This window comes from Streptomyces sp. NPDC096310 (genome assembly GCF_044763125.1).
Taxonomy (GTDB): domain Bacteria; phylum Actinomycetota; class Actinomycetes; order Streptomycetales; family Streptomycetaceae; genus Streptomyces.
This window is the reverse complement of sequence record NZ_JBIWFO010000026.1, coordinates 81,636-107,174: the sequence shown is the minus strand read 5'-3', so window position 1 is coordinate 107,174 and position 25,539 is coordinate 81,636. Positions and strand designations below refer to the sequence as shown.

The window sequence follows — 25,539 nt, the reverse complement described above, 5'->3', positions numbered from 1 at the left end:
CTCGCCCGGACAGCCCCGTCGTCACCCTCGTCAAGCCCACCAAAACAGCCCCAACCCCACGGACGAAGCCCTAAAACACCGGTATTGCGTCTAGGCCCGCTCGTCGACCGGCCCGAGGGGCAGGACGTCGGCGTCGAAGCAGGTGCGCGCGCCGGTGTGGCAGGCGGCGCCCACCTGGTCGACCTGGACGAGGACGGTGTCCGCGTCGCAGTCCAGGGCGACGGACTTCACATGCTGGACGTGGCCGGACGTGTCCCCCTTCACCCAGTACTCCCGGCGGCTGCGGGACCAGTAGGTGCAGCGGCCGGTGGTCAGGGTGCGGTGCAGGGCCTCGTCGTCCATCCAGCCGAGCATCAGTACCTCGCCGGTGTCGTACTGCTGGGCGATCGCCGGGACCAGGCCGTCGGCGCTGCGCTTGAGACGGTCGGCGATCGCGGGGTCGAGCCCTCCGGTCGGGGACGGGGCCCCGGTCGTGCTGGTCATACGGCCATTGTGCCGCGCCCGCCGTGGACGCCGGGCCCGGCGTCCACTGGGCGGACGGGTGGGGGCCGCCGTACGCTGGAGGCATGTCGACCCATGCCAAGCGTGAACGACTTCTGCTCGCCGACCTGTTGGAGGCGGCGGGCCCCGAGGCCCCGACGCTCTGCGACGGCTGGCTGACCCGCGATCTGGCGGCCCATGTGGTGGTGCGCGAACGCCGCCCCGACGCGGCGGGCGGGATGATGCTGTCCGCGCTCAGGAGCCGGCTGGAGCGGGTGCAGGCCGAGTATGTCGCGAAGCCGTACGAGGAGCTGATCCAGCTCATCCGGTCGGGCCCGCCACGGATGTCGCCGCTCGGCATCAAGCAGCTCGACGAGGTGGCGAACACGGTGGAGTTCTACATCCACACCGAGGACGTCCGCCGGGCGCAGCCGGACTGGACGCCCCGGGAGGTGGACCGGGTCTTCGGGGACACCCTGTGGTCGCGGCTGGAGAAGGGCGGCCGGATGATGGGCCGCAAGTCGCCGGTGGGCCTGGTCCTGCGCCGCCCGGACGGTCAGACGGCGGTGGCGCACCGGGGCACCCCGGTGGTGACGGCGACGGGTGAGCCGGGCGAGCTCCTGCTGTTCGTGTCGGGGCGGCAGGAGGCGGCGCGGGTGGAGCTGGCGGGCGACAAGGAGGCGGTCGAACGGGTCCGGGACGCGAGGCTGGGCATCGCGTAGCACGTACGTACGGGGGTGTACGGGCGGGGCGCGGCGGTCTCAGTGCGGCAGCTCGGCCCGGCGCAGTGATGTCGAGCAGAGCCCGATGACACCTCCGGACGCGCAGACCGCGGCGCAGGCGAGGAAGACCGGGCCCGCGCCCCACAGGCCGACCGCCGCGCCGACGACCGGGTAGCACAGGGGCGCGATCCCGAGGGTGAGGAGCGTCGAGACGGAGGTGACCCGGCCCAGATAGGCCGGGTCGGCGGTGGTCTGGAGGAGCGCCGCGCACAGCGCGCCGCCCAGCCCCGCGAGCAGTCCGATCAGGGCGCCCGCGGCCACGGCGTACGGAACGGACGGCGCGTATCCGACGGCCGCGACGCAGACGGCGCCGCCGCACAGGACGACGGACAGCACGAGCCCGGCGCGCGGTACGCGGCCCCGTACGGTCAGCAGCAGCGCGCTGAGACCGGCGCCCGCGCCGAAGGACGCGACGATCCACCCCATGCCGCCGGCGCCCCAGCCGCGTTCCTGGACGAGAAGTGTGAGCCCGATGTTGAGCGGTCCGACGAAGCCCAGCTCGCCGACGGCGACGGTGGCCATGAGCGGGGCGAGCACCGGGTGGCGGCGGAGATGACGCAGCCCGTCCCGCAGCTCGCCCCAGGCCCCGGACCCGGTGTCCGGGTGGCCGTCCGCCGGCTCCTCGACCGGTCCTGGCGTCATGCGTACGGCGATGAGCAGCGGCAGCGACACGGCGAACAGCGCCCCGGCGACGGCGAACGCGGCCGCCGGCCCGCCGAGCGCCACCGCGAGCCCGCCGAGCGGCGCCCCGGTCACCCCGGCGAGGCGCTGGGCGAGACCGCGCAGCCCCTGGACACGGGCGAGCTGGCCGGGGGTGGTGATCCGGGGCGGCAGGGCGCCGACGGCGGGCAGGAAGAGCGCGTCGACGGCGCCGAAGACCAGGGCGACGGCGAGGAGTATCCAGAGCGCCGGGGTGGTGAACAGCAGCGCGAGGGCGACGCCCAGGATGACGGCGCAGCGGACTGCGTCCCCGCCGATGACGACCCGGCGCGGCCCGAAGCGGTCGGCGATCACTCCCCCGCCGAGCATCAGCAGGGCGCGGGGTACGGCGCCGACGGCGAGGACGAGCCCGGCCTGCGCGGGGCTGCCGCCCCGGACGGCGGCCCAGGACAGCGCCATGTAGTACACGCTGTCGCCGACCGTCGAGGCGGTGTAGGCACCGAGCCAGCGCAGCACGTTGGCGTCCCGGTGGGCGGGGCGCCCGACGGCGGGAGCGGGGGGAGCGGCGGAAGGGGGCGAAGGGGCGGGCGTGGGTCTGAGGGGTGCGCTCACAGCGGTGCCGTCCTCTCTCAGGGCTCAGGGGCTCTCAGGCCCAGGGGACTCTCAGGGCCCGCGACTCTCAGGGCCCGCGACTCTCAGGGCCCGCGACTCTCACCTGCGGAAGGGGAAGCCGTACAGATGGAGCGCGACGGTCTCGCGCCCTTCGGTGTCCCCCGCGTCCTCGGCGGCGCGCCCGCTGTTCTGGTATCTCATCGCCAGTTCGTGCAGCTCACGGTTGAACTCCTCCAGCTCCGGCGCGGTGAGCGGAGCCAGGTACTCGCTGCTGAGGGAGGCGGTGCGCCACTCGGAGGGCCAGGCGCTCTGGCTGTCGAGGAAGGCGCGGTACTGGCCGACGCGCTGTTCGAAGACGAGTCGGCCGACGGCGCTGTACGCGGCGACTTCCTCGGGCGCGCCGCTGAAGTCCTCGTGCCCCCAGCTCACCCCCTCGGAGGCGACCCGCCACCACCGCTCGCGCCCGTCCGTCCCCTGCTGCTCGGCCTCCACGATGAGCCCGTGCTCGGCGAGTTTGCGCAGGTGGTAGCTGACGAGCGAGACCGCCTCGTCGACCTGGTCGGCGAGGTGTGAGGCGGTGGCCTTACGGGCGACGAAGAGCGCCCGGTAGAGGCTGAGCCGCAGCGGGTGGCCGAGTGCCTTGAGGGTGGCGAGATCGGTGATCCTGCGCCGTTCCTGGTCTGCCATGGCCCCGACCGTAGATGGAAAAGAAAAGTTGCGCAATGTTCGTTGCACAATAATTCTTGCGGATTCGGCCTCGATTCTGCCTGGACTGGGCACGGACCCAGCGACGGAAACGGGCCGAGGGGCAGCCTCCCCGGCTGCCCCTCGGCCCGTACTCAGGTGAACCCGTCCTCAGCGCACGGGATGCCCCGCCCGTCGCAGCGCGTCCTTGACCTCGCCGATGCGCAGGTCGCCGAAGTGGAAGACCGATGCCGCCAGGACGGCGTCGGCGCCCGCCTCGATCGCCGGGGCGAAGTGGTGCAGCCGCCCCGCGCCGCCCGAGGCGATGACCGGGACCGTGACATGCGCGCGTACGGCCACGATCATCTCCGTGTCGTAACCGTCCTTCGTGCCGTCGGCGTCCATCGAGTTGAGCAGGATCTCGCCCGCGCCCAGCTCCGCCGCCTCGTGGGCCCATTCGACGGCGTCGCGTCCCGCGCTCCTGCGGCCGCCGTGGGTGGTGACCTCGAAGGAGCCCGACGGGGTCCGGCGCGCGTCGACCGAGAGCACCAGGACCTGGCGTCCGAAGCGCTCGGCGATCTCGCGGATCAGCTCGGGGCGCGCGATGGCCGCCGTGTTGACGCCGACCTTGTCCGCGCCCGCCCGCAGCAGCTTGTCCACGTCCTCGGCGGTGCGTACGCCGCCGCCGACCGTGAGCGGGATGAAGACCTGCTCGGCCGTGCGGCGCACCACGTCGTAGGTCGTCTCGCGGTCGCCGGACGAGGCCGTGATGTCGAGGAAGGTCAGCTCGTCGGCGCCCTCCGCGTCGTACAGCTTGGCCATCTCGACCGGGTCGCCCGCGTCGCGCAGATTCTGGAAGTTGACGCCCTTGACGACCCGGCCGTTGTCGACGTCCAGACAGGGGATCACCCGTACGGCCAGCGTCATGCTCCGCCTCCCCGCGGCTCCTCGGCACCCCGGTACGCCTCCACCTCGACCTCCACCACCAGGCTCGGGTCGATGAGACCCGCGACCACGATCATGGAGGCGGCGGGCCGTACCGCGTCGAAGAGTTCCTTGTGGGCGCGGCCCACCTCGTCCGCGTCCCTTACGTGCGTGAGATACATCCGCGTCCGTACGACATGTTCCGCGCCGAGCCCCAGCTCCTCCAGCGCCTTGACGGCGACGCCGAACGCGGTGACGGTCTGCTCGTACGGGCCGCCCTCGGCGATCCGGCCGCCGACCACCGACGTACAGCCGGAGACCAGGACGAGCCCGTTCGGCAGCTCCACCGCGCGGGAGTAGCCGAAGCTCTCCTCCCAGGGGCCGCCGGACGAGATCTTCCGTACGGCCTCGGGGCCGCCGCTCATCCGGACACCGCCGCGAGCGCCTCTTCCAGGGTGAACGCCTCGGCGTACAGCGCCTTGCCGACGATCGCGCCCTCGACGCCCACCGGCACCAGCCCGGCGATGGCCCGCAGGTCGTCCAGCGAGGAGACCCCGCCGGAGGCGACGACGGGCTTGTCGGTGGCGGCGCAGACGTTCTTCAGCAGCTCCAGGTTGGGGCCCTGGAGGGTGCCGTCCTTGGCGATGTCGGTGACGACGTACCGCGCGCACCCCTCGGAGTCCAGCCGGGCCAGCGTCTCGTAGAGGTCGCCGCCGTCGCGGGTCCAGCCCCGGCCGCGCAGGGTCGTGCCCCGTACGTCGAGGCCGACCGCGATCTTGTCGCCGTGCTGGGTGATGACCCGGGCGACCCACTCCGGGGTCTCCAGCGCGGCCGTACCGAGGTTGACGCGGGTGCAGCCGGTGGCGAGGGCCGCGGCGAGCGAGGCGTCGTCGCGGATGCCGCCCGACAGCTCGACCTTCAGGTCCATGGCGTCGGTGACCTCGGCGATCAGCTTCCGGTTGTCACCGGTGCCGAAGGCCGCGTCGAGGTCGACGAGGTGCAGCCACTCGGCGCCGGCGCGCTGCCAGGCCAGGGCCGCTTCGAGGGGGGAGCCGTACGAGGTCTCCGAGCCGGACTCGCCGTGGACGAGGCGTACGGCCTGGCCGTCACGGACGTCGACGGCGGGGAGGAGTTCCAGCTTCGGCACATCGGACTTCGGCACGGAAGGCATTCCAGAATCCATTCAGAGGGTTCCGATCCAGTTGGTCAGCAGCTCGGCGCCGGCGTCGCCGGACTTCTCGGGGTGGAACTGGGTGGCCCACAGCGCACCGTTCTCCACGGCGGCGACGAACGGCTCGCCGTGGGCGGCCCAGGTGACCCGGGGGGCGCGGATCTTGGCGTTGGTGACCTCCAGGCTCCACTCCCGCGCGGCGTACGAGTGCACGAAGTAGAACCGGGCGTCGGGGTCGAGCCCGGCGAACAACTGACTGTCCTCCGGCGCCTCGACGGTGTTCCACCCCATGTGCGGGACGACGGAGGCCTCCAGCGGCCCGACCGTACCCGGCCACTCGCCGAGTCCCTCGGTCTCCACGCCGTGCTCGATGCCCCGGTCGAAGAGGATCTGCATGCCGACGCAGATCCCCATGACGGGCCGGCCGCCGGCCAGCCTGCGCCCGATGATCCAGTCGCCGCGCGCGGCCGTGAGCCCCTTCATGCAGGCGGAGAAGGCGCCGACGCCGGGGACGAGCAGCCCGTCGGCGTTCATGGCCTGGTCGAAGTCGCGGGTGATCTCGACGTCGGCCCCGGCGCGGGCGAGGGCGCGCTCGGCGGAGCGGACATTGCCGAACCCGTAGTCGAAGACGACCACTTTCCTTGCGCTCTTGGTCATCCCCAGAGTCCCTGGATCCGCAGGACGCCCGCGACCAGGCACAGCACGGAGCAGAGCCCCAGCAGCACGATCACGCCGATGGGCAGCTTCTGCTTGTGGAAGGAGTACACACCGCCGGCGAGGAAGAGCCCCACGACGATCAGGATGGTCGACAGACCGGTCACAGGGCACCCTTGGTCGAAGGAAGGATTCCGGCGGCGCGCGGGTCGCGCTCGGAGGCGTACCGCAGGGCGCGGGCGAGCGCCTTGAACTGGCACTCCACGATGTGGTGCGCGTTGCGCCCGTACGGGACGTGGACGTGCAGCGCGATCTGGGCCTGGGCGACGAAGGACTCCAGGATGTGCCGGGTCATCGTCGTGTCGTACTCGCCGATCATCGGCGCCATCTTCTCGGGCTCGGTGTGTACGAGGTACGGGCGGCCCGAGAGGTCCACGGTGACCTGCGCGAGCGACTCGTCCAGCGGCACGGTGCAGTTGCCGAAGCGGTAGATGCCGACCTTGTCGCCGAGGGCCTGCTTGAAGGCGGCGCCGAGGGCGAGGGCGGTGTCCTCGATGGTGTGGTGCGAGTCGATGTGGAGGTCGCCCTCGGTCTTCACCGTGAGGTCGAACAGGCCGTGCCGGCCGAGCTGGTCGAGCATGTGGTCGTAGAAGCCGACCCCGGTCGACACGTCGACCTTGCCGGTGCCGTCGAGATCGATCTCGACGACGACGGAGGTCTCCTTCGTCGTGCGTTCCACGCGGCCGATGCGGCTCATGCGCTCTGCTCCTTCTTGAGATCACGTACCGCGTCGAGGAACGCGTCGTTCTCGGACGGGGTGCCCGCGGTCACCCGCAGCCGGCCCGGTACGCCGTTGTCACGGATGAGGACCCCGCGGTCGAGGATCCGCCGCCAGGCGGTGTGGGAGTCCTCGAAGCGGCCGAACTGGACGAAGTTCGCGTCCGAGTCGGTGACGTCGAACCCGAGGGTCCGCAGCCCGGTGACGAGGCGGTCCCGCTCGGCCTTGAGCGTCTCGACGTACCCGAGCAGCGTATCGGTGTGCTCCAGCGCGGCGAGCGCGGTGGCCTGGGTGACGGCCGAGAGGTGGTACGGCAGGCGCACCAACTGGACGGCGTCGACCACGGCGGGGTGCGCGGCGAGGTAGCCGAGGCGCAGTCCGGCCGCGCCGAACGCCTTGGACATCGTGCGGGAGACGACGAGGAGCGGGCGGCCCTCGACGAGGGGCAGCAGGGAGGGGCGGTGGCTGAACTCGACGTACGCCTCGTCCACGACGACCAGCGTCGGGCGGACCGCCTGGGCGGACTCGTACAGCGCGAGGACGGTGTCGTCGGCGACCGAGGTGCCCGTGGGGTTGTTGGGCGAGGTGATGAAGACGACGTCGGGGCGGTGCGCGGCGATCGCCTCGCGGGCCGCGGCCACGTCGATGGTGAAGTCCTCGTTGCGCGGCCCGGAGATCCAGCCGGTGCCGGTGCCCCGCGCGATGAGGCCGTGCATCGAGTACGAGGGCTCGAAGCCGATGGCGGTACGGCCGGGGCCGCCGAAGGTCTGGAGGAGCTGCTGGATGACCTCGTTGGAGCCGTTGGCGGCCCAGACGTTCGCAGCGGTCAGCGGGTGCTTTCCGGTACGGGTGAGATACGCGGCGAGCTCGGTGCGCAGCTCGACCGCGTCCCGGTCGGGGTAGCGGTTGAGCCCGCGGGCGGCCTCCCGGACGCGCTCGGCGATCCGCTCGACCAGCGGCTCGGGCAGCGGGTACGGGTTCTCGTTGGTGTTGAGCCGCACGGGGACGTCGAGCTGGGGCGCGCCGTACGGGGACTTGCCGCGCAGTTCGTCCCGTACGGGCAGGTCGTCGATGCCGAGGGGCTGCGGGAACGCGTCGGTGGTGCTCACTTGCCGGGTACCTTCCATCCGAACCGTGCCTTCAGCGCCGCGCCGTGCGCGGGCAGATCCTCCGCCTCCGCCAGCGTCACCACATGGTGGGCGACCTCGGCGAGGGCGTCCTCGCTGTAGTCGACGATGTGGATGCCGCGCAGGAAGGACTGGACGGACAGGCCCGAGGAGTGGCAGGCGCAGCCACCGGTCGGCAGGACGTGGTTGGAGCCGGCGCAGTAGTCGCCGAGCGAGACGGGGGCGTAGGGGCCGACGAAGATCGCGCCCGCGTTGCGGACCCGCTCGGCCACGGCGGCGGCGTCGGCGGTCTGGATCTCCAGGTGCTCGGCGCCGTACGCGTCGACGACGCGCAGGCCGTCCTCGACGGAGTCGACGAGCACGATGGCCGACTGGCGTCCGGTGAGCGCGGGCCGTACCCGGTCCTCGATGTGCTTGGTGGCCGCGACCTGCGGTTCCAGCTCCTTGGCGACGGCGTCGGCCAGCTCGGTCGAATCGGTGACGAGGACGGCGGCGGCGAGCGGGTCGTGCTCGGCCTGGCTGATCAGGTCGGCGGCGACATGCACCGGGTCGGCGGTCGCGTCCGCGAGGATCGCGATCTCGGTGGGTCCGGCCTCGGCGTCGATGCCGATCCGGCCGGTGAAGTAGCGCTTGGCGGCGGCGACCCAGATGTTGCCGGGGCCTGTGACCATGTTCGCGGGCGGGCAGCCGTCGGGGCCCGTGGTGCCGTACGCGAACATCGCGACCGCGGAGGCGCCGCCCGCCGCGTACACCTCGTCGACGCCGAGCAGCGCGCAGGCGGCGAGGATCGTCGGGTGGGGCAGACCGTCGAACTCCTTCTGCGCGGGGGAGGCCAGCGCGATGGACGGGACGCCCGCCTCCTGGGCCGGCACCACGTTCATGATCACGGACGAGGGGTAGACGGACCGGCCGCCGGGCGCGTAGAGCCCCACGCGCTCCACCGGCACCCACTTCTCGGTGACGGAGCCGCCGGGGACGACCTGGGTGGTGTGCGCGGTACGGCGCTGCGCGCGGTGGACCAGCCGGGCGCGCCTGATCGACTCCTCCAGCGCGGCCCGTACGGCGGGGTCGAGCCTCGCGAGGGCGTCGGCGAGGGCGTCGGCGGGGACCCGTACGTGCTCCAGCCGGACGCCGTCGAACTTCTCCGCGGCCTCGATCAGCGCCGCCGTGCCCCGATGGCGGACGTCCTCGCACAGGGGCCGCACCTTCTCCAGTGCGGCGGCGACGTCGAACTCGGCCCGGGGCAGCAGGTCACGCAGAGCGACGCCCTCGGGGAGGGCTTCGCCGCGCAGATCGATTCGTGAGATCACGGGGTCAATTCTCGCAGACCGGATCAGGCCGCCGGACGCCCGTATCACTGGCTGATACATGCCCCGGAGACCACTCCTCACTACTAGTGTTCAGTTCGTCACCGAGCGGGCACAACGAGGGTAAGGACCGTTTCGCCTCTCTGGTCTGTACACCCCTCTGTACATCGCACCACACCTCTCCCTTCATCGCTCCACACATCCATGATCAACACTCACACCCTGTACGCACACGGGGAAGCGGAGGAGCGGCCGTGACCGAGCCGCAGTACGACGAATGTCCCGACTGGCTCAGTGCCGCGGAGGTCGGCATGTGGCAGTCGTTCCGCAACGGCAGCGTGTACGACCTGAGTACGTCGGACCCGCTCCTGAACGATCCCTTCTCACCCCGCCCCTGGGGCACGGAGCGCAGCGTGCGCGCCCGGGTGATGGCCCTGCTTCTGCTCAGCGGGCCCGCCGCGCTGCCGGGCCGGGTCGCGGCGCTCAAACTGCGCGGCCTGCAGATCACCGGGACGCTCAATCTCGCGGGCGGCGAGATCGCACCGTACGTCGAGCTGGACCGGTGCCGGTTCGAGAACGAGGTGATCCTGCCCGAGTCGCACTTCACCACCTTGCGGATGGTGGCCTGCGCGATCCCCCGGCTGGAGGCCGCCCGGCTGCGCACCCAGGGCGATCTGCATCTGCCGCGCTGCCGGGTGGAGCGGGGGATCCGGCTGACCGACGCGCAGATCGGTACGGATCTGCTGATCAGTCAGATCGACGTGGGCCCCGACCGGCTCGGCCGGGCGATCGCCGCCGACGGGCTGTCCGTGGCGCAGGACTTCACAGCCGATCAGATCGAGACGTTCGGCGAGGTCAGCCTGCGCGGCGCGAAGGTCGGCGTGTCGCTGAGCCTGCGCGGCAGCCGGCTGCGCGCGGCGGAGGAGCGGCGGGCGCTCAACGCCCCGCAGCTCACGGTGGAACGGTCGCTGTACATGGCGGGCGCGTGGATCGGCGACTCCGCCGACCTGCTCGGCTCCCCCGACATCACCGCGGTCACTCCCCCGTACGGCGTCGGACAGGTCGCCGCGCCGCTGCTGGGTACGCGATTACAGCGGTTCGAGTGCCGGGGCGGGGTCCGGCTGGACGACGGCAGGTTCGGTGACGCGCTCGACGTGGACGGGGCGCGGTTCTTCCTGGCGCCCACGGAGGAGCTGTCGCTGCGCCGGATCAGCACACCGGAGCTGCGGTTCAAATGCGAGCGCGTGGAGGAGGGCCGGGTCGTACTGAGCGGCGCGCGGATCGTCACGCTCATCGACATGTCGACGAGCTGGCCGGGGCCCGGCGGTCTCGCCATGGGCGGCTTCGTCTACGAGAACATCGTCCCGTTCGGCCACTTCCCGCTGCTGCGGCGGCTGGAGTGGCTGTCGGCGGCGACCCCGGAGTACTCCCCCGAACCGTACGAACGGCTCGCGCAGGTGCTGCGCAACAGCGGCGAGGACGCGGACGCGCGCGAGGTGCTGCTGGCGAAGCAGCGGCGGCGGCGCGAGACGCTGCCGCTGGCCGCGAAGCTCTGGGGCTACCTCCAGGACTGGACGGTCGCGTACGGCTACCGCCCCGGCCGGGCGGCGCTGTGGATGGCGATGCTGTGGGGCGCGGGCACGATCGCGTTCGCCCGCCACCCGCCGCCCCCGCTCCGGGCGGACGAGCACCCGATGTGGAATCCGGCGCTCTACGCACTGGACCTGCTGATCCCGGTGATCGACCTGGGCCAGGACGGCTACTGGCTGCCGGAGGGCACCTGGCAGTGGACGGCGGCCGGGCTGGTGGTACTGGGGTGGATCCTGGCGACGACGGTGGCGACGGGGGCGACACGGGTCCTGCGGCGGGGGTGATGCGGGGGCCGCTCAGGGGGATCCCCGGGGCGGCCGCGGTGAACCGGGCCCCCTGGGTCCCCTGAGTCCCGAGGAGCCCGTTTCCGCCCCGGGCGGTCGCACCGGTTGCGCACCAGCGGGGGAGGTCACCGCCGTTTCTTTACTCTCCCTTGACCTCTGCCAGGACAACCTTTCCCCCGCCACCAAAGCTTCACAGCAACCCTCTGGCGCCCCCGCCACCTGCGGTTTTCAATGGTCCGCACCATGTCATTGCTTCGCGCCCTGATCAGCACCGCGCGTATGGTCCGGCACACCCCGCTGCTCGCCGCCGGGCTGCCGCCGGACGACGAGGTGCTGCTCGACTCCCCCGACGACCGGCTCGCGCCCGCCCTGGTCGCCGCCGCACTCGGCGAGTACGAGCAGGCCGCGAAGGTGCTCACGGCGACACGCGAGGCCGCCGCGTGGGAGGACCGGGACCGCTATGTCATGCGGCTGGCCGCGTTCGCGCAGGGCCGGGACGGCTGGCTCGCCGCCTGGCTGCACGCCGCGCCGCACGACCCCGACGCCCTGCTCGTCCGGGCCGAACTGGCCGTCCGCAGGGCCTGGCAGTCCCCGGCCCGCGCCGAACTGCTGCGCGAGACGGGGCCGCTGATCGACGCCGCCGCCGAGGGCGACCCGCGCGACCCGGTGCCCTGGCGCGTGGCGCTGGACCACGCGCGGGGCACGCACGCCCCGCACACCGCGTTCGAGTCGCTGTGGGCGCAGGCCGTACGCCGCTCCTCGCACCACTACGGCTGCCATGTCGCGGCCCTCCAGTACCTCTCGGCCCACTGGTACGGCTCGCACCAGGAGTGCTTCGACTTCGCCGAGGACGCCGCGCGCGACGCGCTGCCCGGTTCGCTCGTACGGGCGCTGCCGGTGCGCGCGGCCTTCAGCCGGCTGCTGAGCGGCACGCCCGGCGCCGTACACGGGGACCGTATCGACGACGCCGCCGATCTCGCGATCACCGTTTCCGAACGGTACGAGGCGGGCGACCCCTGGCCGGCCGAGGTGCGCAACCTCCTCGCGTACGTCCTGGTGGAGCGGGGCCGCTGGGCCGCGGCGCTGGAGCAGTTCCGGCTGATCGGGCCGTACGCCACGTCCTTCCCGTGGACCAGTTTCACCGACGATCCGCTCGGCCGGTTCCTCGAAACACGTGACGCCGTACGGATCCACGTGGCCTCGACCATGCCTTTGCGCAACAGGACCGACCGGTCGGGGCCCGGCGGCCATTACGCTTGACCGTTGTGACCACCGCACGCCTCCCTCTCTTCCCGCTGAACGCGGTGCTGTTCCCGGGCCTCGTCCTGCCCCTGAACGTCTTCGAGGAGCGTTATCGCGCGATCATGCGTGAGCTGCTGAAGACGGACGAGTCCGAACCGCGCCTCTTCGCCGTGGTCGCCATCCGCGACGGGCACGAAGTGGCGGTGACCGCCCCGGGCATGCCGGAGGGCGCGTCGCCGCCCGAGCGCCGGCCCGCAGACGGCTTCGGCCCCGATCCACTCGACGCCTTCCACCCGGTCGGCTGCGTCGCGGACGCGGCGACGATCCGGGAACGCCCCGACGGCACCTTCGAGGTGGTCGCCACGGGCACCACCCGGGTCCGGCTGCTCTCCGTCGAGGCGAGCGGCCCCTATCTGACGGCGGAGCTCGAAGAGCTGCCCGAGGAACCCGGCGACGGCGCGGCCACGCTCGCCGCGGGGGTCCTGCGCGCCTTCCAGAACTACCAGAAGCGGCTGGCCGGGGCGCGCGAGCGCTCGCTCTCCCGGATCGAGGATCTGCCGGACGAGCCCTCGGTGGTGTCGTACCTGGTGGCCGCCGCCGCCGTACTGGACGTACCGACGAAACAGCGGCTGCTGGAGGCCGCGGACATCGCGGCCCGGCTGCGCGACGAGTTGAAGCTGCTGCGCGCGGAGACCGCCGTGATCCGCCATTTCCCCTCGCTGCCCGCCGTGACGCTGACGCAGGCGCCGACCGCCCTCAACTGAAACTGACCACGCGACCGCACCGCCCCGGGGGATCCGTGCCATGGCGAAGAAGTCCAGGAAGCAGCAGCAGTCCGGCGGCACCCCGGCGACGGTCGCGCTGACCGCGTCGGGCACGGCGTACACACTGCACGCGTACGAGCACGACCCGGCCTCCCCGTCCTACGGCGAGGAAGCCGCGCAGGCGCTGGGTGTCTCCCCCGACCGGGTCTTCAAGACGCTCGTCGCCGACGTGGACGGCGAACTCACCGTCGCCGTCGTCCCCGTCGCCGGCTCGCTGGACCTCAAGGCCCTGGCGGCGGCGGTCGGCGGCAAGCGCGCCGCCATGGCCGACCCGGCGGCGGCCGAGCGGACCACCGGGTACGTACGGGGCGGGATCTCCCCGCTGGGCCAGCGCAAGCGGCTCCGTACCGTTCTGGACGCCTCGGCCGAGGCCCATCCGACCGTGTGCGTCTCGGCGGGCCGCCGCGGCCTGGAGGTCGAACTCGCCCCGGGGGACCTGGCCGCGCTCACCGCGGCGGTCGTGGCCCCCATCGGCCGCGCCTGAGCCCCCGCGTACGCCGCGGTGGTGCCGTCACCGTCCGGGCACCCGTGGCCCGGCGGGTCACTTCTCCGCGGCGCCCCACGACGCGTTGTCGTCACCCGGCCGGGGCGCGCCCCCGTACGCCGTGTTCCACTCCCACTCCGGTTCCGGGTCGCGCGGGCCGAACAGGGCCGTCAACGCGAGATGCACCACCATCGCGGCGACCGGCCACGCCAGCAGCGCGCCCTTCGCGTGGAGTTCGAGCGGCGCGTCGAAGGTGACGCCCTTGCCGGCCTGCTTGGCGTGCGCCACGACGTCCGACGTCGGGCCGAGCATCGTGCCGAACCGCCACGCAAGCACCGCGCCCAGCAGCCCGCCCAGCGCCAGACCGAGGACCAGCGCGATCCCGCCGCGCCGGTGGAAGAGGAAGACCAGACACGCGCTGACCACTCCGAAGGCGAGCGCCAGCAGAAGGAACGTACCGTCGGCGGCGATGGCCTCCTCGCCCTCCGTGTCCTTCAGGAAGACGGCCGTCGCGTCGGAGACCAGCGGAACGCGCGGCGCCAGCCACATCCACAGCAGCCCCAGCAGCAGCCCCGACACCGTGACGACCACCAGCACCACGGCCGCCTGCCGCACCTCGGTCTTCATGTCGGGCCCCTTCTCCGCGCCGGCCGCGGAATCGGGCGACACCCCGGCCGGCGGTGTCTGCCAGGGATCGTCGTGCTGCGGTTGGTGGGGAGGTGTCAGAGGTGCGGTCACGGTGCCATCGTGCCAGGCCCCGGCGGTGTGCGCCGCATCGGACCGTCGCGGGGGCCGGGGACCGGACACCGTACGGCCACGCTCAGCGGACCGCGGCCCGCCGGTACGCCCAGGTCGCCACGGCCAGCGAGACGACCCCGACGGCCGCGCAGACCCCCAGGTCGAACGCGACGGCCGCCCAGTCGGGACGCGCGTCGAACGTACGGGCCAGCGCCTCCACCCCGTACGTGGACGGCAGAAGATCACGCGCGTACCCGATCGGCCCCGGCAGCCGGTCCGCCGGCAACACCCCGAGCAGCAGCGCCGCGGACATCCCGAGCTGGCCCAGCAGGGTGGCCAGTTCCTGACGCGGCGCGAGCAGCCCGAGCGCCGCGCCGAGCCCCGCGAGGGCCGCCCCGGAGAGCGGGATGACCGCGGCGAGCACCCACAGATGGGTGAGCGGAAGCTGAAAGAGCACACTGCCGGCGACCGCCGTGACCGCCGTGCCCGGCACCGTGAACGAGGCGTACGCCCCGGCCGCGCCCAGCACCACGGCGGCGGGCGGCACCGGCAGGGTGGCGTAATGGTCCAGGCCGCCGCTCGCCCGCAACTGGCCGAAGTACTGGGCGAGCAGATTCAGCGCCACGAACGCCACGACGAGCACGCTCGAACCGGCGACGACGGCCCGCGCCTCCGCACCGCCCTCCACCACACCCCGCATCAGGATCATGATCCCGACGGACTGGAACGTCGCCACGAAGAGCAGCGGGATCCGGGCCACCCGCGCCCGGGAGAGCTGGGCACGGTAGACCGCGGCGAGCGAGGGCAGCAGCCGCGCCCGGGGCGCGAGAGGCGCGGGCGCGCCCCCGGCCGCCTCGGTGGAGGTGTCCTTCGCCGCCCGGATCCTCGCGGACACGGCCTCCGCGGGCACGATGCTCACCTGGCGCTGCTCCTGTTCGGTACGTTCGGGTCCGCCGGGGCCTGGTCGCGGACGTACGGCTGCCGGCTGCGGTCGGCGCCCCGCGCCACCGCAGGGCCCCACCCTGCCACGGGCCGCGCGGTCACGGGACACGTCCCGGAAAAGCCCCTGGCGCTCATGCCTTCACCAGCCCCTGCGCCCGGCCGCCGAGCGCAAGATAGACATCCTCCAGGCTCGGCGTCGCCAGCGTGAAGTCGTCCAGCGCCGCGAAGGCCGCGCCCCCGGTCACCGCGGCGACGGCGGCACGCGCCTCGTCCGGCGCGAGCCGCAGCACCCAGCGGCGCCCGGACTCCTGCGCGGACCCGCGCAACGCGGCGACCTCGGGAACGTCGAGCGGCGCGCGCTCCCGCCACACCAGCTCCACGCGGACGTCCCCGGCGACCTGCTCCTTCAGCCCCGCCGGCGTGTCGCAGGCGATGACCTTGCCGCGCTCCAGCACGGCGACCCGGTCGAGAACCGTCTCGGCCTCGATGACGTTGTGGGTGACGAGCAGAACCGTCACCCCGTGCTCGGCGCGCCGCCGGTCCACCGCCGCCCACACCGCGCGCCGCGCGACAGGGTCCATGCCGGTGGTCGGCTCGTCCAGGACGAGTACGGGCCGCTCCCCCACCAGCGCGGCGGCGAAACACGCCAGACGCCGCTGCCCGCCGGAGAGCTTCTTCAACGCCCGCCCGGCGATCTCCGTGAGCCCCAGCTCCGCGAGCACCCGGTCCCGCTCGGCCCGCGCAGTCCGGAGCGTGAGCCCGCGCAGCCGCCCCGTCGTCTCGGCGGCGAGCGCCACCGTCAACTCGTCGAGCGCGCTCGACTCCTGGCCCAGATAACCGATGAGCCGCGAGGCACGCTCCGGATGGCGCACAAGATCGTGCCCGAGGACCTCCACGGCCCCCGAATCGGGCCGCATCAATCCGGTGATCTGCCGTACGAGCGTGGACTTGCCGGCCCCGTTCGGCCCGAGCAGGCCGAAGATCTCACCACGCCGCACATCGAGCGAGATCCCGTCGGTGGCCCGCACCTCGGGCGTCCCAGGGCTCCCACGCCTGCCGCGCGCGGCGGGGTACGTCTTGACCAAGTCGCGCACCACACACACCGTACTCACGAGAAACGACCATACGTTGCGCGCCCATGGCGCCTTGTTCTGGGGGCTCGGTTCGCCTCCGGGGCGCTGCAAGTCGGCGCCGACGGTCGACCGTGCTCGGTTCGCTCGTTCCTCACGAACCTGCGCCCACGCGGCGGAGCCGCATATCGAGCACAGCCTCCCTTACGGCGCCGACGCGCCCCTTCGGCTCACTCGCCGGCCAGGCGAGGAGGCAGGCCGAAGACTTCGGCGCCGCCCGCGGCCTGAGGCCGCTGATGGGTGCGGCCAGCGCCCCGGAGGCGAACCGAGCCCCAAAAATCACGCCGATTCGGCGGCACGTACGTCGATCTCGCGCCAGAAGCCCGCCCGGATCGCGTACCGGTCGTGCTCGTCGATCTGGTCGTCCTTGTGTGCCAGCAGCCCGAAGCGGGCCGCGTACCGGAGCAGTTCGCCGTCGATGCGGTGCGGGACGCGTGGGTACATCACGGAGAGTTTCTGTACGTGGCCGGCTTCCGGCAGCCGTTCCATCCAGCGTCGGGCGAAGACCTGTCCCACCTCGAACGGGTCACCGCCGACCGTGGTGATGTCCTCCTCCCGGTCCGCCCACCGCTGTTCCGCGCTGGTGAGCTGGGCCAGTGTGGGCAGGGACGCCGTCTCGGGGGGTTCGCCGGACGGGCCGCCGCCCGGGCGTTCCACCCAGCCCTTGTCGGAGGACCAGCGGAGCGTCGCGCCCCCCGGGGGCTGGGAGGGTGCGGGCTGCCGGTCGGTGCCGGGGGCGCGCAGGCCCGCGAGGTCCTTGGGGGTGGGGACGGTCTTGGTGCCAGGGGGTGCCGGGTGGGGCTCGGCGCCGTTGTCGGCGGGCGGTGCCGTGGAGCCGTTGCGGCCGGTGGGCGCCTGGGTGCGGGCCTGGGCCGCGCGTTCCGCGGAGGCCGCGAGCGCCGATTCCGGCAGCGGTGCGGAGAGGATCGCCGCGATCTCCGGGCGCGGGGCGGGGGGCGGCGCGCAGACGCCGCCCAGGTCCTTGGCGCGTACGGCTTTGGTGATCCAGGCACGGTCCAGTACCCGGCGCTCGTCGGCCTCGGCGACCAGGTCCTCGGACTGGTTGTAGTCACCGTCGGCGGCCTGGACCGCCCAGAGGTGGACCGCGACGCCGTGTTCCTTGGCCGACATCAGGCCGGGGAGAAGATCGCCGTCGCCGGTGACCAGCACCACGTCGGAGCAGGCGCGGTTTCTGGCCAGTTCGGTGAGTTCTGCATGCATCGCCGCGTCGACGCCTTTCTGCGCCCAGCGGCCGTCGCTTCTCGTGAGGGCGCCGAGGCGTACGGTGACGCGGGGCATCACGCGCAGCCGTCGGTGCTCGGGCTGCGGGACCCGGTCGGGGGCGCCGTCGAACCAGTAGATCCGGAGCAGCGGCTGTTCCGTATCGGCCTCGGCGCGCTCCCTGAGGCCTTGGATCAGGGCCGCGTGGTCGACGGTGATGCGGGATCGGGCCGGCTCTCCGGCCAGCAGGCTCGCGGCGGCGCCCAGCAGGTAGCCGGCGTCCACCAGGACGACGCAGCGGTCCACGCGTTCCACCCTCTTTCGGGAACCTCGGGATCGGGAGATCGGGAGTTACTGCGGGTTTGCTTCGAGTCTGCCCGACGGCAAGAGGCTTAACGTCCGGAACTCGATCATCGGCGTGGCGGATCGGTGACGGACTCCACGGCGGAGGCCGACGGCAGGCCACCCGCTACACACGGCGATGATCCAAAATGCGGCGTTTTACGGCCTATGTGAGTCTGAACGAGGCCCCTGGTCCGCACAGAACCGCAGGAGGCAGCGCCATGTCGAAGAACAAGAACCGGGATCGCGGCAACAAACAGCACGCCCGCTCGGAGTCGGAGCGCGGCACCCAGGAGTCGAGGTCCTCGTCGATGGAGGACCGTTCCGACCAGGTGGAGCAGAGGATCACGCCGTCGGACGTCGCCCACAAGCGGCAGAAGCGCTTCGGCCACAACTGACACCCGTACGCGCGTCAGCACACGCAAGGAGGGGCGCGCCCGGTTTCCGGGCGCGCCCCTCCTTGCGTGTGTACGGAACCGGTCCCCCCGCCGTACGGGTCGCCGCTACCCGGCCAGGCAGGACGGGCCGAGCAGGACCTTCAGATCGCCGAAGAGCGCCGGGTCGGGCTGGACCCGGTGCCGGTCGAGGCGGAGCACGGTGGTCTTCCTGGCGCCCTGGAGCTTGATCCGGACCTCGGAGTTGCCCCGGTGGTGGCTGAGGATCTCGCCGAGCCTGCTGACCATGGGCGGGGTGAGCTTCACCGTGGGGATGGTGATGGTGACGGGCGCGTCGGTGCCGGCGGAGGAGACGTCGGGGACCTGGAGTTCCATGGCGACGAGCCGGGGGACGTCCTCGCGCTTGTCGAGCCGTCCCTTGACGAAGACGACCGTGTCCTCAACGAGCTGGGTGGAGACGAGCTGATAGGTCGCGGGGAAGAACATGCACTCGATGGAGCCGGCCAGGTCCTCGACGGTGGCGATCGCCCAGGCGTTGCCCTGCTTGGTCATCTTGCGCTGGAGGCCGGAGATGATGCCGCCGACGGTGACGACCGCGCCGTCGCCGTGTTCCCCGCCGGTGAGCTGGGAGATCGACGCGTCGGCCTTGTCGGAGAGCACATGCTCCAGGCCGAAGAGCGGGTGGTCGGAGACGTAGAGGCCGAGCATCTCGCGCTCCTGCGCGAGGAGGTACGTCTTGTCCCACTCGATGTCGGAGAACTCGACGTCGAGCCCGAACCCCGGTTCGCTCGTCTCCTCGTCGCCGCCGCCGAAGAGGTCGAACTGGCCCTCGGCCTCCTTGCGCTTGACCTGGACGACGTTGTCGATCATCGGTTCGTGGTGGGCGACCAGGCCCTTGCGGGTGTGGCCCATCTCGTCGAAGGCGCCGGCCTTGATCAGCGATTCGACGGTGCGCTTGTTGCAGACGACCGCCTCGACCTTGTCGAGGAAGTCGGGGAAGGTCGCGTACTTCCCCTTGGCCTTGCGGGACCGGATGATCGAGTCGACGACGTTCTGGCCGACGTTACGGACGGCGGTCAGGCCGAACAGGATGACGTCGTCACCCTGGGCCGCGAAGTTGGACAGCGACTCGTTGACGTTGGGCGGCAGCACCTTGATGCCCATGCGGCGGCATTCGTTGAGGTAGACCGCCGACTTGTCCTTGTCGTCCTTGACCGAGGTCAGCAGGGCGGCCATGTACTCGGCGGGATAGTTCGCCTTGAGGTAGGCGGTCCAGTAGGTGACCAGTCCGTACGCGGAGGAGTGCGCCTTGTTGAAGGCGTATCCGGCGAACGGCACCAGCACGTCCCACAGCGCCTTGATCGCCGCGTCGGAAAAGCCGTTCTTCTTGGCGCCGGCCTCGAAGAGGACGAAGTTCTTCGCCAGCTCGTCGGCCTTCTTCTTGCCCATCACGCGGCGCAGGATGTCGGCCTCGCCGAGCGAGTACCCGGCGACGATCTGGGCGGCCTTCTGCACCTGCTCCTGGTAGACGATCAGACCGTAGGTGAGGCCGAGCACCTCCTTGAGGGGCTCCTCCAGCTCCGGGTGGATCGGGGTGATCTCCTGGCGGGCGTTCTTGCGCTCCGCGTAGTTCGTGTGCGAGTTCATGCCCATCGGGCCCGGCCGGTAGAGGGCCGAGACGGCGGAGATGTCCTCGAAGTTGTCGGGCTGCATCTGGCGCAGCAGCGAGCGCATGGGGCCGCCGTCGAACTGGAAGACGCCGAGCGTGTCGCCGCGGCAGAGCAGTTCGTACGTCTTGGGGTCGTCCAGCGGGAGGGAGAGCATCTCCAGGTCGATGCCCTTGTTGGACTTCACCATCTTGACGGCGTCGTCCATGATCGTCAGGTTGCGCAGGCCGAGGAAGTCCATCTTCAGCAGGCCGAGCGACTCGCACTGCGGGTAGTCCCACTGGGTGATGGTCACGCCGTCGGTGTGCCGGACCCAGACGGGGACGTGGTCGGTGATCGTCTCGCTGGACATGATCACGCCGGCCGCGTGCACACCCATCTGCCGGACCAGGCCCTCCACACCCTTCGCGGTGTCGATGACCTTCTTGACGTCCGGCTCGTTCTCGTACATCCCGCGGATCTCGCCCGCCTCGCTGTAGCGGGGGTGCGAGGGGTCGGTGATGCCGTTGAGGTCGATGCCCTTGCCGAGGACATCGGCGGGCATGGCCTTGGTGAGCCGGTCGCCCATCGCGTACGGGTAGCCCAGCACGCGGGCGGAGTCCTTGATGGCGTTCTTCGCCTTGATCTTGCCGTACGTGCCGATCATGGCGACCTTGTCGGCGCCGTACTTCTCGGTCACGTACCGGATGACCTCGCCGCGCCGGCGCTCGTCGAAGTCGATGTCGACATCGGGCATGGAGATGCGCTCGGGGTTGAGGAACCGCTCGAAGATCAGTCCGTGCTCGATCGGGTCGAGGTCGGTGATGCCCATGGCGTACGAGACGATCGAACCGGCGGCGGAGCCACGGCCGGGGCCGACCGCGATGCCGTTGTTCTTCGCCCACATGATGAAGTCGGCGACCACGAGGAAGTACCCCGGGAAGCCCATGTCGATGATGATGCCCATCTCGTACTCGACCTGGCGCATACGGTCTTCCGGGATGCCGTTCGGGAACCGGCGGGCCATGCCGCGCATGGTCTCCTCGCGGAACCAGGAGACTTCGGTGAAGCCCTCGGGCACCTCGAACTTGGGCATCAGGTTCCGCTCCTGGAACCAGCCCTCGGTGTCGATCTGGTCCGCGACCCGGCGGGTGTTGGCGCACCCCTCCTGCCAGGCGTCGGAGAGGTCGACGGCGTACATCTCGTCGGTCGACTTGAGGTAGTAGCCGGTGCCGTCGAAGCGGAAGCGGTCCGGGTCGGAGAGGTTCTTGCCGGTCTGGATGCAGAGCAGCGCGTCGTGGGCGGTGGCCTCGTTCGCGTACGTGTAGTGGGAGTCGTTGGTGACCAGCGGCGGGATGCCGAGCTTCTTGCCGACCTCCAGCAGCCCGTCCCGCACCCGGCGTTCGATCTCGATGCCGTGGTCCATCAGCTCCAGGAAGTACCGGTCCTTGCCGAAGATGTCCTGGTACTCGGAGGCCGCCTTCAGCGCCTCGTCGAACTGGCCGAGCCGCAGCCGGGTCTGGAGCTCACCGGAGGGGCAGCCGGTCGAGGCGATCAGGCCCTCGGACCACTTCGCGATGGTCTCCTTGTCCATCCGGGGCCACTTCTGGAGCCAGCCCTCCTTGTACGCGTCCGAGGAGAGCCGGAAGAGGTTGTGCAGCCCGGTGCTGTTCGCCGCCCAGATCGTCTTGTGGGTGTAACCACCCGAACCGGACACGTCGTCCCGCTTCTGGTGCGGCTGGCCCCACTGCACCTTCCGCTTCAGCCGCCGGGACTCGGGCGCCACGTACGCCTCGATCCCGATGATGGGTGTCACGCCCGCCTTCTTCGCCTGATGGAAGAAGTCGTACGCCCCGTGGAGATTCCCGTGGTCGGTCATCGCGATATGGGACATGCCCATCTCTTTGCACGCCGTGAACATGTCCCCGAGCCGCGCGGCACCGTCCAGCAGCGAGTACTGGGTGTGGACATGCAGGTGCGTGAACGGCGGCTTGGTCACGGCGGGGGCCTCCAGTGAGCGGGCGACACGGTGGTTTCCCGGGGGCGGGCCCAGGGGTCTCCCGGCGCTGCGGACAGTCCGGGGAGACAGCCCCGAAGTCTACGTCGCGCGACCGACAACGGGCGGGCACCCGGGTCGGCCCGGCGGGCGATCGGGGGCGTCCCGGCGGGCACTCGCGGATGGCGTCGCGCGTTGCCCCTGCGAGGGCACGGCCGTGCCCTTCGGGGGCGTTGCCGCCTCCGTGGCCCGCCCACCCACCGCCACCAGGAGGCACCCCGCGATGTCGGTCCCGCGACCCGTCGAAGCAGCCGAGCAGCAGCGAGCCGAGGAGATCCTCGCCGTCTTCGACACCGCGTTCGGTGAACTTCTGGCGGCTGATCCAGCGGCCTTCCGGGTGAAGTTCCGGAAGATGGCGGCCTCCGCGTTCGCCTTCTACCAGGGTACGGCGTGCCTCTTCTACCAGGATCTGGCGCGGGAGGACCCGGCGGCCGGGGAGCCCGCCGGGACGGAGGCGGCGTTCCTCGACGAGCGGACGAGCCGGGTGTGGATCCACGGCGATCTGCACGCGGAGAACTTCGGCACGTACATGGACGCCAACGGCCGGCTGATCTTCAATGTGAACGACTTCGACGAGGCGTACGTTCCAGGAGGCTCTTATCGATAGAGTCCTCACGTGACCACACAACCAGGAACGATCCGGCTGTACGTCCGACTGAGCCGAACTACCGATGACAGCACGTCAGTTGAGCGCCAGGAAGCTGACGGAAGAGCCCTAGCGGCGCAGCGTTGGGCGGGCGTGCCCGTAGTCGTCTACGTGGATGACGGAGTGAGCGGGGCTCTTGAGCCGACGAAGCGCCCGGGGCTTTCCCGCCTTCTGGAAGAGTGGCAGCGGAACGACGTTGTGATCGTGTGGAAGATTGACCGACTCGCCCGAAGTCTCTTCGGCTTCATGGATATGGTCCGCGCCGCCGAGAAGGCGGGAACGGTGCTCGTGTCCATTCACGATGCATTCGACCTCAGCACTCCGGCCGGACGGTTGCAGGCGTCCATTCTCGCCACAGTTGCCGAATGGGAACGCGAGAACATCCGAACCCGTGTACGAAATGCACGCCGCTACCTTCAAAAGGTCGGACGCTGGACGGGGGGACGCGTTCCCTACGGATTGACACCCGCTCCCCATCCGGATGGCGCCGGAAAGATTCTCATCCGGGATGACATAGCGGCAAAGGTCGTTCGAGAAATCGTAGATCGAATCAATGAAGGCGACGCAATGACAGCTATTGCCGCTGACCTACAGTCTCGGAAAGTCGCTTCCCCTCGGGTCCATAACAGCGGCAAGAAGGAACCGAAAGCGGCGGCCTGGTCAAGTCGCGCAATTCGCGTGATCGTTGGATCTCCTACAATCATCGGTCATCAGATTGACCCCCTGACAAAGCGGCTCGTCCGTGAAGAGGGTCTTCCCGTTGAGGTCTGGGAACCGATCGTCAGCGAAGAGGAACAGGCAGCGGCCATCCTCGCTCTCGCGCCCCCGACTCCCCGAAAGCCCACGGCCGGTAGGCACTGGCTGTACGGCGTTGCTCGCTGTGGTGTCTGCAAAGGGAATATGAAGCGGACCAACGGCGGGAAGAACCAGCCAGACACGGTAATTCTTCGCTGCCGTGGCACGTTGCAGAATCCGCACCCGAATGTGAGCGTCCGCGCCGAAGAGTTGAGCGAGCACGTCAATAATGACATTCGGAATCGCGTTGGAGGCATGAACGCTACGGAGCGCGTTTACCAACAGGGGAATCGGACGGGGGCCGACCTTGATAGGATGCGCGCCTTTCTCACCGAACTTGAGGACGACCGAAAGGCGGGCATGTATGCAACGCCCGAAGCACTTGAGCGATTCAGGCGACAGTACGCAGACACGGCGACGCGAATTGCAGAACTTGAAGCGGTACCGGAAACCGACCCCGGTTGGGTCACCGTCGATACCGGAGAGAAATTCCGTGACCGTTGGAATGGCTGGACAGAATCCGAACGCGGGGATTGGCTGCGAGAGACAGGAGCGACTGTATCCGTACGGAATCCCGAAGTGCGTCGCGCCCGGGTTCCCTTGGCAGAACGCTGTGATATCAACCTGGGCGAATTCTCTGAGGACGCAGCCGCTGAGCTTGCCGGTATCGCTGCCGTTGAGGCTGCGGAGATGCCCCGTCGGCGCATCATGTCAGCGGAAGAGCATGAAGTGATCCGACAGGACCTCTTGGGCGACATCGCCCGGCAAGAGGGCGTGTAAGCCCGCCTGAGCGCCGTTCGCGGCCCGTTGCTGGATATATTCCCCCGGTGCCGGGCCGTTCGGTGTTCCTGGGGGCGCTGGGGCTCGGGGTGGTGACGGAATGACGAATGACGGTTTGGAATCCGGTCTCCGCTCTAACGTCAGAGAGGATTGTTTTTGCTGCTCTCTCTTCACCTAAACAGCGTGTGAGCTGGCATTTTGTTAGTCTCTGGGATCACCTCTTGGGTGGTTGCCGGGTCACCTTGGTCACCTGTCTTGGTCAGTGATCGGTCGGACAGCGGGGATGATGTGGCTTCAATGTCTCTCTGTAGGGGGTTTAGGAGTTTTGAGTAAATACATAGCTGACACGTTGGCACGCGATGCGCTGGAAGCGGCGGCACGGTACGCCAACAGGGCGAGTGGACCGGTGCCGTTCGTGTGGTCGGGGGCGCAGTGGACGACGCCGGGTGGAGAGTGGCGGGACTGGCCGCTGATTCGGCGCGGCATGGGTGGGTGGCTGCGCGGTCTGGCCGATGCGCTGGACTCCGGAGAGGCGAACGAGGAACGTCGTAGGGCGCTGCGTGACCGCTTGGAAGCAGCTCTAGACGCGCTGCCCGATGCGGCCACCGAAGAGGAGGAGGAACGCCTCTTGGTCTCCCTGGGGGCACTGCGTCAGCAACTGGACTCCATCCCCGCCCCTGCCGGCGTTGCGCCCGGCATGATCCATCGCATGCGTGACGTGGCGTCGGAGATCGAGTCGGCCTCCGACGGGCGGGCGACTCAACTCCTGTCGCTGGCTTCACAGTTCGATGCTTTCCGGGCGTCGTTGAGTGATCCGGCAGCGTGGGTGCGGAACCTCGGTGCTGCGCCTCACGGCACGCATGTGCGTACCTCTGTGGTGTGGGAGGCGTTCGTCACGGCTGAACCCGTCTTGGCCCGCTCACTGGGCACAGTCACAGGCAAGCGCGCTTTGTTCGCAGCCATGGACAAGCGCTTTGGCGCGCGCCGGAAGCTGTCGGGGTACGAGGGTTGGCGGGGCGTCGCCCTGCCTGCGTGACCCCCAGGCAGGGACCCCCTTCCCTGCTGCATCCTGAACGTGTGGTAGGGGAAACTCTCGCACGGCAACTGGAGTCTTTTTTGCGGGGCAGGGGGGTGAACCCGTCGGCGCGTCCCGAGTGACCGTCAGGTGTCTGCCCCCCTAGGTCCGTACGGGTCTGGCGATTGCCACCAAGTGACTGTGGCGCAGCGTGACGAGTGTGGGGCGTC

General features: G+C 70.6%; 24 protein-coding genes and 1 pseudogene. 9 read left to right on the top strand and 16 right to left on the bottom strand.

Annotated elements, in window-relative coordinates; translation table 11 throughout:
• Positions 1-90: 90 nt before the first annotated feature.
• Positions 91-483, bottom strand: a complete 393-nt coding sequence (gene hisI / locus ACIQ7D_RS32360; protein ID WP_403943790.1) for a phosphoribosyl-AMP cyclohydrolase — start codon at positions 481-483, stop codon at positions 91-93.
• An 83-nt stretch (positions 484-566) separates the two neighbouring features.
• On the opposite strand from hisI, the gene ACIQ7D_RS32355 reads away from it, so the two are divergent.
• Positions 567-1,202 (top strand): TIGR03085 family metal-binding protein, encoded by a 636-nt coding sequence (locus ACIQ7D_RS32355; RefSeq protein WP_403943788.1) that lies wholly within the window; start codon positions 567-569, stop codon positions 1,200-1,202.
• A 39-nt stretch (positions 1,203-1,241) separates the two neighbouring features.
• Here ACIQ7D_RS32355 and ACIQ7D_RS32350 read toward each other — a convergent pair whose 3' ends face one another.
• The 10 genes from ACIQ7D_RS32350 to hisD all read right to left on the bottom strand — a co-directional run bounded on the left by ACIQ7D_RS32350 (position 1,242) and on the right by hisD (position 9,182).
• Positions 1,242-2,534, bottom strand: a complete 1,293-nt coding sequence (locus ACIQ7D_RS32350; RefSeq protein WP_403943786.1) for an MFS transporter — start codon at positions 2,532-2,534, stop codon at positions 1,242-1,244.
• A 99-nt stretch (positions 2,535-2,633) separates the two neighbouring features.
• Positions 2,634-3,221 carry an ArsR/SmtB family transcription factor gene (locus ACIQ7D_RS32345; protein WP_403943785.1) on the bottom strand — a complete coding sequence of 196 codons (588 nt, stop codon included), beginning with the start codon at positions 3,219-3,221 and terminating at the stop codon, positions 2,634-2,636.
• A 168-nt stretch (positions 3,222-3,389) separates the two neighbouring features.
• A complete protein-coding gene (hisF, locus tag ACIQ7D_RS32340; protein ID WP_403943782.1) occupies positions 3,390-4,145 on the bottom strand; it encodes an imidazole glycerol phosphate synthase subunit HisF in 756 nt (251 codons plus the stop codon).
• Complete coding sequence (locus ACIQ7D_RS32335) at positions 4,142-4,567, bottom strand: RidA family protein (RefSeq protein WP_403943780.1); 426 nt, start codon at positions 4,565-4,567, stop codon at positions 4,142-4,144. The genes hisF and ACIQ7D_RS32335 overlap by 4 nt, the downstream gene beginning before the upstream one ends.
• Positions 4,564-5,289, bottom strand: a complete 726-nt coding sequence (gene priA, locus ACIQ7D_RS32330) for a bifunctional 1-(5-phosphoribosyl)-5-((5-phosphoribosylamino)methylideneamino)imidazole-4-carboxamide isomerase/phosphoribosylanthranilate isomerase PriA (protein WP_403943805.1) — start codon at positions 5,287-5,289, stop codon at positions 4,564-4,566. Before priA ends, ACIQ7D_RS32335 begins: the two co-directional genes overlap by 4 nt.
• A 36-nt stretch (positions 5,290-5,325) precedes the next feature.
• Positions 5,326-5,970 carry an imidazole glycerol phosphate synthase subunit HisH gene (gene hisH, locus ACIQ7D_RS32325; RefSeq protein WP_403943778.1) on the bottom strand — a complete coding sequence of 215 codons (645 nt, stop codon included), beginning with the start codon at positions 5,968-5,970 and terminating at the stop codon, positions 5,326-5,328.
• Positions 5,967-6,134 (bottom strand): hypothetical protein, encoded by a 168-nt coding sequence (locus tag ACIQ7D_RS32320; RefSeq protein WP_403943776.1) that lies wholly within the window; start codon positions 6,132-6,134, stop codon positions 5,967-5,969. The genes hisH and ACIQ7D_RS32320 overlap by 4 nt, the downstream gene beginning before the upstream one ends.
• Positions 6,131-6,724 carry an imidazoleglycerol-phosphate dehydratase HisB gene (gene hisB, locus ACIQ7D_RS32315; protein WP_384998014.1) on the bottom strand — a complete coding sequence of 198 codons (594 nt, stop codon included), beginning with the start codon at positions 6,722-6,724 and terminating at the stop codon, positions 6,131-6,133. The genes ACIQ7D_RS32320 and hisB overlap by 4 nt, the downstream gene beginning before the upstream one ends.
• Positions 6,721-7,854, bottom strand: coding sequence for a histidinol-phosphate transaminase (locus tag ACIQ7D_RS32310; protein WP_403943774.1), 1,134 nt, complete (start codon positions 7,852-7,854; stop codon positions 6,721-6,723). Before ACIQ7D_RS32310 ends, hisB begins: the two co-directional genes overlap by 4 nt.
• Complete coding sequence (hisD, locus tag ACIQ7D_RS32305) at positions 7,851-9,182, bottom strand: histidinol dehydrogenase (protein ID WP_403943772.1); 1,332 nt, start codon at positions 9,180-9,182, stop codon at positions 7,851-7,853. The genes ACIQ7D_RS32310 and hisD overlap by 4 nt, the downstream gene beginning before the upstream one ends.
• 251 nt (positions 9,183-9,433) lie before the next feature.
• On the opposite strand from hisD, the gene ACIQ7D_RS32300 reads away from it, so the two are divergent.
• The 4 genes from ACIQ7D_RS32300 to ybaK all read left to right on the top strand — a co-directional run bounded on the left by ACIQ7D_RS32300 (position 9,434) and on the right by ybaK (position 13,603).
• Positions 9,434-11,053 (top strand): oxidoreductase, encoded by a 1,620-nt coding sequence (locus ACIQ7D_RS32300; RefSeq protein ID WP_403943770.1) that lies wholly within the window; start codon positions 9,434-9,436, stop codon positions 11,051-11,053.
• A 231-nt stretch (positions 11,054-11,284) separates the two neighbouring features.
• Positions 11,285-12,313, top strand: coding sequence for a hypothetical protein (locus tag ACIQ7D_RS32295; protein ID WP_403943767.1), 1,029 nt, complete (start codon positions 11,285-11,287; stop codon positions 12,311-12,313).
• 5 nt (positions 12,314-12,318) lie between these two features.
• A complete protein-coding gene (locus ACIQ7D_RS32290) occupies positions 12,319-13,059 on the top strand; it encodes an LON peptidase substrate-binding domain-containing protein (protein WP_403943765.1) in 741 nt (246 codons plus the stop codon).
• A 40-nt stretch (positions 13,060-13,099) separates the two neighbouring features.
• Complete coding sequence (gene ybaK, locus ACIQ7D_RS32285; protein WP_329826054.1) at positions 13,100-13,603, top strand: Cys-tRNA(Pro) deacylase; 504 nt, start codon at positions 13,100-13,102, stop codon at positions 13,601-13,603.
• A 57-nt stretch (positions 13,604-13,660) separates the two neighbouring features.
• On the opposite strand, the gene ACIQ7D_RS32280 is transcribed toward ybaK, so the two are convergent.
• From ACIQ7D_RS32280 to ACIQ7D_RS32265, 4 genes are all read right to left on the bottom strand, one after another.
• Positions 13,661-14,341, bottom strand: coding sequence for a DUF2567 domain-containing protein (locus ACIQ7D_RS32280; RefSeq protein ID WP_403943762.1), 681 nt, complete (start codon positions 14,339-14,341; stop codon positions 13,661-13,663).
• Positions 14,342-14,423: 82 nt separating this feature from the next.
• Positions 14,424-15,260: an ABC transporter permease gene (locus ACIQ7D_RS32275; protein ID WP_403943760.1), complete on the bottom strand. Its 837-nt coding sequence runs from the start codon at positions 15,258-15,260 to the stop codon at positions 14,424-14,426.
• Between the two features lie 154 nt (positions 15,261-15,414).
• Positions 15,415-16,386: an ABC transporter ATP-binding protein gene (locus ACIQ7D_RS32270; protein ID WP_403943803.1), complete on the bottom strand. Its 972-nt coding sequence runs from the start codon at positions 16,384-16,386 to the stop codon at positions 15,415-15,417.
• Between the two features lie 306 nt (positions 16,387-16,692).
• A complete protein-coding gene (locus ACIQ7D_RS32265) occupies positions 16,693-17,949 on the bottom strand; it encodes an NYN domain-containing protein (protein ID WP_403943758.1) in 1,257 nt (418 codons plus the stop codon).
• A gap of 248 nt (positions 17,950-18,197) precedes the next feature.
• On the opposite strand from ACIQ7D_RS32265, the gene ACIQ7D_RS32260 reads away from it, so the two are divergent.
• The gene (locus ACIQ7D_RS32260) at positions 18,198-18,374 is read left to right on the top strand and encodes a hypothetical protein (protein ID WP_329826051.1); all 177 of its coding nucleotides are present in this window, start codon (positions 18,198-18,200) and stop codon (positions 18,372-18,374) included.
• 105 nt (positions 18,375-18,479) lie between these two features.
• Here the strand turns inward: ACIQ7D_RS32260 and dnaE are convergent, their stop codons facing one another.
• On the bottom strand, positions 18,480-22,016 hold the full coding sequence (gene dnaE, locus ACIQ7D_RS32255; protein ID WP_403943755.1) for a DNA polymerase III subunit alpha: 3,537 nt from the start codon (positions 22,014-22,016) through the stop codon (positions 18,480-18,482).
• 280 nt (positions 22,017-22,296) lie between these two features.
• Here dnaE and ACIQ7D_RS32250 point away from each other — a divergent pair.
• From ACIQ7D_RS32250 to ACIQ7D_RS32240, 3 genes and pseudogenes are all read left to right on the top strand, one after another.
• Positions 22,297-22,659 (top strand): annotated as a pseudogene (locus ACIQ7D_RS32250) (DUF2252 family protein); the annotation flags it as partial.
• A 30-nt stretch (positions 22,660-22,689) separates the two neighbouring features.
• Entirely contained in the window at positions 22,690-24,294 is a 1,605-nt protein-coding gene (locus ACIQ7D_RS32245) for a recombinase family protein (protein ID WP_403943753.1), read from the top strand.
• 325 nt (positions 24,295-24,619) lie between these two features.
• Positions 24,620-25,330 carry a hypothetical protein gene (locus ACIQ7D_RS32240; protein ID WP_403943751.1) on the top strand — a complete coding sequence of 237 codons (711 nt, stop codon included), beginning with the start codon at positions 24,620-24,622 and terminating at the stop codon, positions 25,328-25,330.
• Positions 25,331-25,539: the final 209 nt, after the last annotated feature.